This is a genomic window from Methylobacterium nodulans ORS 2060, assembly GCF_000022085.1.
In the GTDB taxonomy this organism is placed as follows: domain Bacteria; phylum Pseudomonadota; class Alphaproteobacteria; order Rhizobiales; family Beijerinckiaceae; genus Methylobacterium; species Methylobacterium nodulans.
On the sequence record NC_011894.1, the window covers coordinates 3,482,085 to 3,494,686 of the forward strand.

Consider the following 12,602-nt stretch of genomic DNA (forward strand, 5'->3'; position numbering starts at 1 on the left):
ATCATCAGCTTAATAGTGAAGGGAGGACAGCCATGTCTGATTCATCATCTTCTTTAGGGCGAACGATCAAAGGCGGGCTTGATTCGGCAGAACGCGCGTCGCGAGATCAGATCCTGTCCCTGCAGCGGGACCGTCTCGCCTGGTCACTGCGCCATGCTTACGAGAACGTGCCGTTCTACAGGCGGAAGTTCGATGAGGCAGGCGTCCACCCGTCCGACCTGCGAGATCTCTCGGATCTCGCCAAGTTTCCCTTCACGGTCAAGACCGATCTGCGGGACAACTACCCATTCAACATGTTCGCCGTGCCGCGCGAGAAGTTGATGCGAATCCACGGCTCCTCGGGCACCACCGGCAAACCCATCGTTGTGGGATATACTGCGGCTGACATCGACATGTGGGCCGACGTAGTGGCTCGCTCCATCCGCGCGGCGGGCGTGCGACCTGGCATGATGGTGCACGTGGCCTACGGTTACGGCCTGTTCACCGGAGGTCTCGGTGCGCACTACGGCGTAGAGCGGCTGGGCTGCACTGTAGTGCCCATGTCAGGCGGCATGACCGATCGACAGGTCCAGCTGATCAACGACTTCCGACCCGACGCCATCATGGTGACGCCAAGCTATATGCTCGCGCTTCTCGACGGCTTCACGAAAGCCGGCCTTGATCCGCGCGCCTCGTCCCTGAAGTTCGGCATCTTTGGCGCCGAGCCGTGGACCAACGCCATGCGTGAGGAGATTGAGCGTGACTTCGCCCTGGATGCTACCGACATCTATGGCCTGTCCGAGGTGATCGGCCCGGGAGTGGCGCAGGAATGCGTGGAGACCAAGGACGGCCTTCACATCTGGGAGGACCACTTCTTGCCAGAGGTGATCGATCCAGAGACTGGCGAGGTGCTGCCCGATGGTGAGAAGGGCGAGCTCGTCTTCACCTCACTCACCAAGGAAGCCTTTCCCATCATCCGTTATCGCACGCGGGACCTCACACGCCTTCTTCCGGGTACGGCTCGGCCCGGCATGCGGCGCATGGAGAAGATCACCGGGCGCTCGGACGACATGATCATCCTGCGCGGCGTCAACGTCTTCCCGACTCAGATCGAGGAAATCCTGCTGGCAATCGAGCCCTGCTCAGGGCATTACCAGCTGGAGCTCACGCGTGAGGGCCGCATGGACGAGATGACCGTCCATGCCGAGGTCCGCGAGGACGCCCATGCCAGCGCCGATCTCGATGTCTGCGCTCAGCGTATTCTCGCCCGAATCAAGGACACGATCGGCATCACGACTCGCATTGAGTTGCATGCGCCTGGCGGCATCGAGCGTTCCGCCACCGGCAAGGCAAAGCGCATCATCGACCGCCGACCAAAAGGTTGAATATTCTCTTGTTCTTCTCCGGGAGGCAGGTAGACAAGGCTCTCTGGTACTGACAGTCGACAAGGCCCGGCTCATGCCGGGCCTTTGCTGTTGGTACGAAATGCTTTGTCGAAAAGCTCATTGTCGTAGCGAGACATGCAGGGGCGAGAAGAGCCTACTACTCCGGCTTGCGCCGCCCTCGTGCTGCGGAGCGCTGAGCCCCCTTCGGCTTAGACTTCACCAGGGGCTGGCGTCTTCCGGCGGCTGACCGCCGCAGCGGGACGTGGTGGCACTGTCATCCGACTGGCAGGGATGGGCGCTGCGAGAGCCTCGGCGGCTCCTGCTGCACCAGTCGTAATCAACTCCGCTACGAGGCGGGCGTAATCGGCGCGAGAGAGGCCCTTGCCGTCGCGAAACCAGAGATAATGCCAATTAATCATCCCGAAGGCTGACATGGTAACGGGCTTGAGCAGCGGTCCGCGACCGATCTCGGGCACTGCCTCCGCGATGGCATCGGACAAATAGGTGACGAGCCGGCGCTCCATACCACGCAGCACCTCTTGTTTCTCGGCGGGTAGCAGCTTGAGGTTCGCAAGTTGGACTTGGTGCTCAGCATCGGCATCGCGATACGCCTCGAGCAGCGCAGCCGCGATAGCATAGATGCGACTGACCTCAGGCGCGGTCTCAAGGGCAGACTCCACCACCTCAATGAGCTGCTCGAGATGTGATGACAGGATGTCGAAGAGCACTGCCTCTTTATCATGATAATAGTGGTAGAGCAGGGCCTTGGACACGCCACAGGCCTCTGCAATCATGGCGATCGAGGTGCCAGAATAGCCAAACTGAGCGAAGAGTTCCGCCGACTTGTGTAGGATTGTCTGTCGTTTAAGGTCGTAGTCCTGAGCGCGCGTGCGAGCCATGTTGCCTCATCCGTGTCGACCAGCCCGTCCAGCCCTACTCGCAGGGCATGGAGCGAACCCGTCTCCGCCCATGGCGGATCCCCGCAGATACCAAAAAATTTGTCCGTATGGTCAATTAATGATTTGTCAGGGGATCTGCAAGCGTAGCCCAGCTATGGGGGCTTCTGACGCGTCGGGCAGCTCTCCAGTCGTCGGCTACGCCGGCACAGGAGCACCGTCGGCGGCCTCCAAGGCGATCCGCAACAACCATGCAGACGCAGGTGAGGCTTTTTCGATCCTGATCGCACGCCCTGTACGCTGTTTACAACACCGATCTGGATGTGTGGGACCTGCTCAGCAAAAATCGAATTACAAATAGCTTCCAAATCAATCAGGCAGCATCGGGAGCGAGCTCGCCACCGAAGACATCATCGCGTTCAGTTTGCTACGGATAAAGTACCTGCAGCCGATCTTCAGGGTGCATCTGGTGCATATTCGGAGGCTTACGCTTTGGCCGGACCGAGATTCGGAGGGCCGTCAGAGCCGGGCCGAAACGGAGTTGAGTGATCTCAATGGGTTGTGATCCCTCCGCCCGACAGAGAGGCGGAGGATCCGATGGCCTGGGATGATGCGGCTCGCCGCCACCATCAGCGTTCGTCTGCTCGCTATCCGGGTGACATGACGGATCGGGAATGGGCCGTGATTGCGCCCCTGTTGCCCCCACCCAAGTCGGGAGGGGGGCCGCGCACGACCGATCTGCGGGCGGTAATGGACGCCATCCTCTCCATCGCCTGCGGTGGCTGCCAATGGCGGATGCTGCCCAAGGATTTTCCGCCCCGATCAACGGTGCAGGGCTACCTCTACAGCTGGCGGGACAGCCGTCTTTGGGAGACGATCAACCACCTTTTGGTCCTGAGCACGCGGGAGTTGGAAGGGCGGGAGGCCAGCCCCACCGCGGGCGTCATCGACAGCCAGAGTGTGAAGACCAGCGAGAGCGGAGGGCTGGCGGGTTACGCTGTGGGCAAGACGATCAAAGACCGCAAGCGCCACATCGTGACCGACACGCTCGGGCTGATGCTCTTCGTCCTCGTTCACGGGGCCGACGTGCAGGATCGCGACGGAGCCCCGGCTCTGCTGAAGGCGATCCGCTCCCGTTTTCCCTCGCTGTGCCAGATCTTCGCCGATGGCGGCTATGCGGGTGACAAGCTGCGCGCGGCGCTTCGCGGCCAGGGCGTCTGGACCATCGCGATCATCCAGTGATCCGACACCGCAGAGGGCTTCGCGGTTCTCCCGCGCAGATAGGTGGTCGGACGAACGTTCGCCTGGCTTGGCCGCTGCCGGCGCCTCGCGAAGGACCGGGAGAAAACCACCGCGAGTTCCGCTGCGTGGGCCTTCATCGCCAGCATCCGGCTGATGTCACGATGGCTCGCAAGGTGCTGCTATCCAACGTGAACTTTTGAGTCCGGCTCTGAGGGACACTCGGACGCAGCAGGAAGGTGCCGAGTACGACGGCCCAGAGATGGTTTGCGACCATGCAACCCCTATTGGTGCCGCCAGTCGATTGTTATGTGTAAAGAAAACGACGGATTCCTTACAGGTCGGACGGCGGCTCCGGCTGACGCGCCTGACGCGAGAGTCCCATGTGGCGGCCGATGTCAGGAAACCGTGTCAGGAAATCAAATGTCCGGAAAACCCTCGCAACCGGACGTTCCCGACACGCGCCGCGAGGGGCCGCTTCGGGTCAATTCTCACCCATTGGAGATCGGCGCAACGAGTGGCTCAGCTGCGCCATGAGTGGGACCTCGCGCATCACCGAGTTGCGAAGATTATCGGTGTGCGACCCGCAGTTCGGCGACCCGTCGCGACTTGCCCACCGCGCCCCGCGAGTAGCGCTGCGTCGTCCCGGCCTGCGCGTGCGCCGCGGCCGCGCGGATGTGGTCGAGGTCGGCGCCCGCGTCCTGCCCGGATTGCGTCGGACCTTGAGGCCGGGCGTGTTGCGGTCAGAGGGCATCGAGGTTCTCCGGGCCGTCGGGCGCGAGCGCCTCGGCACCGGCAAGACCGTACCGCGCCAGGAAGTACGCGCGGACCGCCGGCCAGAACCTTCCGCCCATCAGGGGGTCGACGCGGGGCAACCCGTCACGCTCGAGCACCTTGGCCTTGGCGGCCCACTCCTGCGGGGTCTGGCTGAGCCGCCGCGCGATCTCGGCCTCGGACGGGAACAGCCCGGCATCGCGAGAGGGGCAGCTGCGGCTCATCGGGGGACGCGGTCAGCTCGAGAAAGGAGGACGGCCGGAATCTTGGAGCCGGCGCGGGGCGGCTGGGGTGTTCGTTTGCCTTTGGGGCGGGGACGAGGGGCGGGATCGGCACCCGCCCCCTCCCCTGCTCCTGATTGGAGGATCAGAGTGGATCGTCGCAATCCGCAGGATGGTGCCTCCGGCTGCAGGCTCGCGGTCCGGGAGAGTGGGCGCCCCCCTCCCCGCTCCCGACCCTGCCCCCCTCGCGGCGGGGACAACGGGGCAATTTTTATAGAGATCATCTTTCCCCTCGTCCTGTAATGCCCCCGTTGTCCCCCCTGACGAGCGGTGGTGGGGACAACGCGGGGATTTCTTTAGAGATCATTTTTCTCCTCTCCCTGTACTGTCCCCGTTGTCCCCCCGCACGAACTCGGCCGCGCGCGCGATCTCCGCTTCGGCCTCGCTCCAATCATCGGCGTCCGACGGGTCCATGTGCGGCCCGTAGCGGTCGACCAGGAACGCCCAGCCCTTCTTCCGCTCCCGCCGGGCCACGATCCCCTCCATCGCGGACAGGGCGGTCGCGTCGAGCCGGTAGCGGCGGATCTTCCGGCCCGAGATCTTCAGGGTTCCGGCCCCGGTGTGGGCGAGCCCGTGGAGGCCAAGCACCTGCCCCAGCTGCTGAGCCGGCTTCTTCAGGACGTCGGCGCGGACCTCGCACCCGAGCAGGCTCTCCAGCGGCTCCTTGTTGTCGATCATGAATCGCGCGAGGGTCTGGAGGTCACGGGTGTCGAGCACCGCCTCGGCGTCGAACGATCCCGCGACGCGTCCGTCCGGCACCAGCAGCCACGCATCGAGGGGCGGAGCCAACCGGCCCGCCTCGCTCACGCTCACACCCATGGGGAGCGGATCGTGCCGATGCTCCCGCCACAGCGGCGTCAGCCGCAGAAGCCGCACGAGGGTCGGGGCAAGGTCCCGCCTGGCGTCGCCGATGAAGCTCAGGTCCCTGTGCAGCGGCTCGAGCGGGTTCGCCGGGACGGCCTCTGGCGGGAGGCGCGTGACCTCCTGAAACAGGCGGACTTCCCGTCGACCTCTGCCGCCGCGATCGAGCCGGACCAGCTCCGGTGATGCCTCGGCGCGGTAGAACAGCTCCAGGCGCGTGCGGTTGTAGGAGCTGCGGATCGCCTCACTGACGACGTCGCCCGCCTCGAGAGCCTTCTGGACCTGTTCGAAGTCAGGCTGCGTCAGGACTGACGCACCCATGATCCGGGCCTCGAGCTCCTCGCCGGCCAGAGCCTCTCCGCGCTTCAACGCGGCGTAACCATCGACGCTCCGGTCGAGGTTCTTGCCGACGTGAACGATGGTGCAGCCCTGAGCTTGCTTGTAGCGGATGAAGTTGCCGCGCAGGTTGTTCTTCGAGGCACGCTGGGCTGACTTGACGAGGGCCGCCATCTCGATCAGCGGATCATCCTCGACGAAGCGTGGCTTCCCGTCGTCGCCGAAGCCATCCAGCATGTCCTTGTACAGTCCGGCCCGCGGGATGTCGTGCCGCACCACGTCGAGATGCGTCTCGAAGTTGAAGCGGCGGGGCGCGATCCAGATCTTGGCAATTCCGGGATGACGGACACGGGCGAGCTGCTGGTCGAAGTCGAGGTGCGTGTTGATCTTCGGCTCGCAGAAGCCGAACACGGCATCCACGATGCTTGGCTTTGTCAGGGAAGGTGATGTCCACTCCCGTGCCGAGCGAGGGCAAGCAGAGGATGACGTCGTAGTCGGCTGCCCGGGCGGCGGCGTTCGCCACGAAGTCCTGCACATCGGCCCGCGAGCCGGTGTCGGCCGTGATCGTGATGAGCCGCCGGGCGGCGCCGAACCGTTTGCGGATGCTCGCCTCGAGCTTGACGATCAGTCCCTTCGAGTTGGTGGTGACGAAGCACCACTTCCTCGACGCGACCGGGATCGGGCGCATCGACGAGAGCGCGGACCCGCTGCTGCACCGCCTGACGGCGCGGGGTCTCGTGCGGCCGAGGCCCTTCCGGCTCGGCCTTGATGTCGGTCCGGATTATCGGGTGCGGGGCGTCCGGCCGGGCCGGCTCTGGACCCTCGGGCCGCTCCTGCGCGGCGCGCCGTGGGAATGCCTCGCGGCGCCCGACATCCGCAACCAGGCCGTCGAGGTCGCCGCCCTGATTGGCGCCGAGGTCGATGCCGCCCCCGATCTCCGGAGGGCACCGGCCTTCGCCCGACGTGCCCTGTCACGGTTTCGGTGGGGAACGTCCGGCCGGGCATCGGGCACGAAGCCGTTGCGGTTCGGCATGGCGACGCGCGGCAGGCTCTCGGCATCGAGTTCGGCCTCGTTCGGTAGCAGGCAGTTCAGGTGGAGGAGTAGCGGAAGCCGGCGTAGGAGGGCGCGTTCATCCTTACCGGCTATGCCGCCCGTCGAGCCTGGGCAAGCCATCACCCGGACCAACGTGACAAGCCCTCTCGGTCGATCTCGCGCGCGAGCTGGGACGCCGCCTCGGCATTCCGGTCGCGCTCATCACCTACGAGGGCACGGGCTTCGTCTCGGATAACCGAATCGCAAGGGGCGGCGAGCCAACTCGCGGCCATGGCATGCGTCCGCTTGGTGATCCGTGAACTGCGCGACGACGCCCGCCACGGGCATCCGCGCAGGTGGCCTGGGCTGGCGATCAAGGTGACGCACCGCGTGAGCCTGATGGAGTACCTGACCGGCTGCGAGTGGCCGGCGGGCGACACCGCGGAGACCTTCCTGGACTGGTGCGCGGAGAAACTGCCGGAGTCCTGGATCCAGATCCGCAAGCCCAACCTGTCGTCCTTCGAGGAGGCGATCAGCATCACCATGATCGTGGGCATGCGGGGCTGTAAACCCGACCCGCACGGCCAGATGAAGACCCGGCTGAGGTGGCCTTTCCCGCTCGCTGACTGGTAGGCGTTAGCATTGCTGGCCGGCTTGCTGCCTCGCCAAAGCAGCTGCTTAGCCATCCCAATATTGGGCCGCTGCTCCGTTTCTTTTTCGACCCGTTCCGTCTCTCCGTCCGTCCTGCAGGGCCCGCCTGAAACGTCGACGGCACATTCCGATGCTGGCGCGTTGCAGACCAATCTCTGCGTGACCAGCCTGCCCGTTCGTGCTGCAGCAAGGGACACCCTTCTGCCGTAGAAGCCGGCGACCTACGGAACTTTCAGAGCAGACTCGATGAGGCTGCGCACTTCCTCCCATGCCGACGAGTTCGGCGTGACCAAGTCGAAATGCCCGGCATCCGGGATGTTGATCAGCCGCACCGCGGCCCCGGACTTGGCGCGCACGGCGCGGGCATAGTCATACGCAACGTAGGGTGGCACGAGCCGATCAAGCACGCCGCTGACCAGAACGATCGAGGCCGCCGATGGTACGAGGGCGGCCGGCGACACCTCCGCGAGCTTGTCCGGCGGGGCAAGCCACTCAAGGATCCCACTGCCGCAGAACAGCGGGACAAAACGTGCGAAAGCATCGAGATCCCCGACGCCTGCCAGACTGATGACTGCGCGGGGTACGACCCGGGACACCGCATGTAGCGGGCTTGTGGCAGGAAGCGAGGAGCGTGACGCTGCCCAAAGGGCGAGATGGCCCCCTGCCGAATGACCGACGAGCACCGTGCGCGAGAGGTCCAGGTTGTGGAGTGCTGCATTCCCGTGCAGGCGTTCAAGTGCGGCACTGATGTCCAGGTAGGTGCCGGGATAGCCGCCGCCGGCATCGTTCGCGCGACGATACCCGATGCTCCACACTGCGATACCATGCCGGGTCAACTCTGGCCCGAGGTGCCGCAGCTGCTCGCGGCCCGAAGTGGTGGCGCTCCAGCAGCCGCCATGGATCAGGACTGCAACCGGATGCGGACCAGGGCCGGCAGGCAGGAAAACGTCGACCACTTGCGTGGATGCCTCACCGTAGCGGACCTGCAGAGTGGGCTCGGGCCGCGGCAGACTGCGAAAGGTCGAAAGCTCGACTGGTTCGGCGGAAGCTGAACTGGCTGCAAGTGCAGCCACAAGCGCGAGAGCAACGCACCGCTTCATGCCAATCTCCTCGCGCGGGCCTATCTCGTGCCAGGTGGACAGGCTGCAACCTGCGCTCCATTCATAGCACTGCGACGGGCACACGCGGGCGCGTCAGGCGAGGACAGGCTTTCACGCCCCGCGACACACGTGCGCGCTGGAGACCACCTCTTGCGGTCGGCAGGCTCGCCCCCTGCCCTTCTCAGGTCAACTCGCCTTCGAGGCACGCGGCCGATTCGACCAAGTCAGCACCGAACGGAAGAGAGTGACCCCTTTCAGACCTTCACAGCCGGTGTGGGGAACGTCCGGTTGCGAGCGTTTTCCGGACATTTGATTTCCTGACAGGGTTTCCTGACACAGACGGCTGAGGGGCTGGAGCGCCGGGCGGGACCCAATCCGCGTGGAAGGTTTCCCGTCGTTTTCTGCACATCGTACAATCAGACTGGAGCGCGCCGACTTTGCTCCGGGCTCCAGCTGACCCGATCAGGCGGCCCCGCTGCCCGTATGGTCGGCGACCACGTGCAGCATGCCGCGCAAGCCCAACAGCAGCCCCGTCTCGTCGACCTTGAACAGCGGTGAGTGGTTCGGCGCAGCTCGTCTCGGATCCTGGTCCGGCGGCGTGATCCCGACCCAGAAGAACAGGCCCGGCACCTGCTGGGCGAAAAACGAAAAGTCCTCGGTCGCCATGGCGGCCGGTCACAGCCGGACCCGATCCGGACCGGCAACCCGTGCCAGCGTCGGAAGCATTTGCTCCGTCAGCACCGGGTTGTTCATGGTGCAGCAATGACCGGATGCGCATCAACGGGCGCCCGCGTGCTCTTGCATCGTCCCGGCACAAACACCAACTGAATAAGTTATACAAGACACAATCGCTCCAGGAGTGAGAGCGTGGCCAGCCGAAGGGTAAACCAGGATCTCCCCGTCGTCGCGCGCTTTGAGGTGCGCCATCGCAAATACCTCGCGCCAGACGGCTCGATAGCCCGGCCGCTCCCCGCCTTCGCCTCCGATGCCAACCTGCTCATCGCGCTCTACCGGGCCATGGTGCTGCTGCGCCTGTTTGACAAAAAGGCTGTTGCACTGCAGCGCACCGGTCGGCTCGGGACTTACGCCGTTTCGCTCGGCCAAGAGGCGGTATCGGTTGCGATAGCCAGTGCGATGCGAGAAGAAGATGTGTTGTTACCCTCCTATCGCGACAATGGCGCGCTGCTTTGGCGCGGCGTCAAGCTTGAAGAGATCCTGCTGTTTTGGGGCGGGGACGAACGAGGCAATTGTTTCTCCGGACCGGTCCACGATTTTCCATTCTGCGTTCCCGTGGGATCTCAGGCGCCTCATGCCGCCGGCGTCGCCTATGCCTTGAAGCTGCGCAAGAAGCCGCATGTCGCCGTGTGCCTGTTCGGCGATGGCGCCACCTCGAAAGGCGACGTCTACGAAGCGATGAATTTTGCCGGCGTGCACAAATTGCCCGTCGTGTTCGTCACCACCAACAATCAATGGGCCATTTCGGTGCCGTTGCGACTGCAGACCAGTTCCGAAACGCTGGCGCAGAAGGCCATCGCCGCGGGATTCACCGGTGAGCAGGTCGATGGCAGTGACGTGGTGGCGATGCGCGCCGCTGCCGAAGAGGCCATTGCCGCAGCGCGTGACGGCAAAGGCCCCCGTTTCATCGAGGCGGTCACCTACCGCCTCGGCGACCATACAACCTCCGATGACGCATCACGCTATCGTTCGGCTGACGAAGTCCAGGCGCGTTGGAAGGAAGAGCCGATCGCCCGCCTGAGGGCCTATCTCGTTGCTCAAAAAATGTGGGGCAAAGCAGACGAGGAGCGGCTCGCCACCGAGTGCCATGAGCGCATCGAGGCGGCGGTCGAGCGTTATCTGGCAACGGCTCCGCGCCGGCCGGAAACCATGTTCGATCACCTCTACGCCGATCTACCCGAGGTCTATGCCGCACAGCGCCGCGAGCTCACGGGAGAGCACGATGCCTGAGGTAACGCTGGTGGAAGCCATCAATCTGGCGCTAGGACGCGCGATGGAGGACGATCCCGATGTGGTCGTGCTTGGTGAAGACGTTGGCGTCAACGGAGGCGTCTTCCGCGCGACTGCAGGCCTGCAGAAACGCTTTGGGGCTGAGCGCGTCTTCGATACGCCGCTTGCTGAGCTCCTGATCAGCGGGCTCTGCGTGGGCATGGCGGCGCAGGGGCTGAAGCCCATCGGCGAAATCCAGTTTATGGGGTTTATTTATCCCTGCCTGGATCAGCTGGTGAACCACGCGTCCCGAATGCGTAACCGCACCCAGGGACGGCTCACGTGTCCAATGGTCCTGCGTACGCCGCATGGGGCTGGCATTCGCGCGCCCGAGCATCACTCCGAAAGCACCGAGGCGATGCTCGCCCATATTCCCGGCTTGCGTGTTGTCATCCCTTCTTCGCCGGAGCGCGCCTATGGACTTCTGCTCGCCGCGATCCGCGATCCCGATCCGGTGGTGTTTCTGGAGCCAACGCGCCTATACCGTGCGGCAAAGGGCGAGGTGCAGGATGACGGTGAAGCCTTGCCGCTGGATCGTGCCTTCGTCCTGCGGGAAGGACGCGACATCACGCTGATCAGTTGGGGCGCGGTGGTGAGGGAGACCATGGCCGCAGCCGATGCGCTTACCGCCGAAGGCATTGCCGCCGAGGTTATCGATCTTGCCACGCTCAAGCCTTATGATGAGAGTACCGTGCTCGATTCGGTTGCAAAGACCGGACGTTGCGTTATCGTGCACGAGGCGGCACACACCGGCGGATTTGGCGCCGAGATCGCAGCCCTTATCGCCGAGCGTGGTCTTCCCTCGCTGCTTGCGCCCGTGACCCGCGTCACCGGCTATGACACCGTCATCCCGATGGCACGCCTCGAGCAATACTATATGCCTTCGGTCGAACGCATCGTCACTGGGGCGCGCAGGGCGTGCCAGTTCAGCTAGTTCTCAACGGACATCCTATGCGCCAGTTCATGCTGCCGGATCTGGGAGAAGGCCTTGAAGAGGCTGAGATCGTCACCTGGTATGTCAACGAAGGCGATCACGTCGTCACCGATCAGCCGCTCCTTTCCGTTGAGACCGACAAGGCGGTCGTCGAAATTCCGTCCCCAACGAACGGACGCATCGCCCACGTATTTGGCGCCAACGGAGATATCGTGAAGGTCGGCATGCCGCTCGTCGAATTTGCCGAAGGCGCCGAACAAGACACTGGCACAATCGTAGGCGAGCTCGGCAGCGGCGAACATTCGCCCGCGGCAGGAATCCTCTCGGAGCGGCCGACCGGGCAGCAGCCTCGGGTGTTTCCGGCTGTGCGCGCACTCGCGCGCAAGCTCGATGTCGATCTTGAGAGTGTCGAGGCGACGGGACCCGATGGCACCATCACGCGGTCGGACGTCGAACGGGCCGCAAAGAACCTGTCCCAAACCGGCCGCGCCGAGCCCCTTCGCGGCATGCGGCGCGCGATGGCCCAACGCATGACGGCAGCCCATGCGCAAGTCGTCCCCGCCACCGTAACCGATGAAGCCGACATCGATGATTGGCTGACTGGCGAGGACGTGACGATCCGCTTGGTGCGGGCCATCGCCGCCGCCTGCAAGGCAGAACCCGCTCTCAATGCCTGGTACAGTTCCGCCGCGGGAGAACGGCGCCTCATCGAGCGCGTCGATCTTGGCATCGCCGTCGATACCGAGGGTGGCCTCATCGTTCCCGTATTGCGCAATGTCGCAGCGCGCAGCGTATCGGATTTGCGGGCCGGCCTCGATCGCCTGCGGGCTGATTCAATCGCGCGCTCGATACCCGCTGAGGAGCTGCGCGGCGCGACCGTTACGCTGTCGAATTTCGGGATGATCGGAGGCCGGTTTGCCAACCTGATCATCGTGCCGCCGCAGGTGGCGATCATTGGAGCGGGGCGGATTTCCCAGCAGCCAGTCGCGCATCAGGGCCACCCTGCCCTGAGGCGTGTGCTGCCGTTGTCGCTCACCTTCGATCATCGCGTCGTGACCGGCGGCGAAGCCGCTCGCTTCATGGTCGCACTGAAGTCAGACCTTGAGCTGAAGTCGTAACTCAGAGCTCG

The 12,602-nt window shown here is 64.3% G+C and carries 10 protein-coding genes and 1 pseudogene; 6 read left to right on the forward strand and 5 right to left on the reverse strand.

Translation table 11 applies throughout. The features are described from left to right. Positions 1-32 precede the first annotated feature (32 nt). Complete coding sequence (paaK, locus tag MNOD_RS15925) at positions 33-1,364, forward strand: phenylacetate--CoA ligase PaaK (protein ID WP_015929951.1); 1,332 nt, start codon at positions 33-35, stop codon at positions 1,362-1,364. Between the two features lie 209 nt (positions 1,365-1,573). Here paaK and MNOD_RS15930 read toward each other — a convergent pair whose 3' ends face one another. Further along, the gene (locus tag MNOD_RS15930) at positions 1,574-2,263 is read right to left on the reverse strand and encodes a TetR/AcrR family transcriptional regulator (protein ID WP_015929952.1); all 690 of its coding nucleotides are present in this window, start codon (positions 2,261-2,263) and stop codon (positions 1,574-1,576) included. A gap of 594 nt (positions 2,264-2,857) precedes the next feature. Between MNOD_RS15930 and MNOD_RS15935 the strand changes: the two are divergent. Next, positions 2,858-3,694, forward strand: a pseudogene (locus MNOD_RS15935) (IS5 family transposase). Positions 3,695-4,242: 548 nt separating this feature from the next. On the opposite strand, the gene MNOD_RS15940 reads toward MNOD_RS15935, so the two are convergent. After that, entirely contained in the window at positions 4,243-4,497 is a 255-nt protein-coding gene (locus MNOD_RS15940; protein ID WP_015929953.1) for a hypothetical protein, read from the reverse strand. A gap of 360 nt (positions 4,498-4,857) precedes the next feature. Continuing rightward, positions 4,858-6,171 carry a hypothetical protein gene (locus MNOD_RS15945; protein WP_015929954.1) on the reverse strand — a complete coding sequence of 438 codons (1,314 nt, stop codon included), beginning with the start codon at positions 6,169-6,171 and terminating at the stop codon, positions 4,858-4,860. A gap of 922 nt (positions 6,172-7,093) precedes the next feature. Here MNOD_RS15945 and MNOD_RS15955 point away from each other — a divergent pair. Further along, entirely contained in the window at positions 7,094-7,417 is a 324-nt protein-coding gene (locus tag MNOD_RS15955; RefSeq protein ID WP_244424746.1) for a hypothetical protein, read from the forward strand. A gap of 239 nt (positions 7,418-7,656) precedes the next feature. Here MNOD_RS15955 and MNOD_RS15960 read toward each other — a convergent pair whose 3' ends face one another. After that, a complete protein-coding gene (locus tag MNOD_RS15960; protein ID WP_015929957.1) occupies positions 7,657-8,535 on the reverse strand; it encodes an alpha/beta hydrolase family protein in 879 nt (292 codons plus the stop codon). 462 nt (positions 8,536-8,997) lie between these two features. Next, entirely contained in the window at positions 8,998-9,201 is a 204-nt protein-coding gene (locus MNOD_RS15965; RefSeq protein ID WP_043748813.1) for a hypothetical protein, read from the reverse strand. A 201-nt stretch (positions 9,202-9,402) separates the two neighbouring features. On the opposite strand from MNOD_RS15965, the gene pdhA reads away from it, so the two are divergent. From pdhA to MNOD_RS15980, 3 genes are read left to right on the forward strand one after another with little or no spacing between them, the layout of a single operon-like run. Beyond that, positions 9,403-10,500, forward strand: coding sequence for a pyruvate dehydrogenase (acetyl-transferring) E1 component subunit alpha (gene pdhA, locus MNOD_RS15970; RefSeq protein WP_015929958.1), 1,098 nt, complete (start codon positions 9,403-9,405; stop codon positions 10,498-10,500). Continuing rightward, a complete protein-coding gene (locus MNOD_RS15975) occupies positions 10,493-11,473 on the forward strand; it encodes an alpha-ketoacid dehydrogenase subunit beta (protein WP_015929959.1) in 981 nt (326 codons plus the stop codon). Before pdhA ends, MNOD_RS15975 begins: the two co-directional genes overlap by 8 nt. 17 nt (positions 11,474-11,490) lie before the next feature. After that, positions 11,491-12,591 carry a dihydrolipoamide acetyltransferase family protein gene (locus tag MNOD_RS15980; RefSeq protein WP_015929960.1) on the forward strand — a complete coding sequence of 367 codons (1,101 nt, stop codon included), beginning with the start codon at positions 11,491-11,493 and terminating at the stop codon, positions 12,589-12,591. Positions 12,592-12,602: the final 11 nt, after the last annotated feature.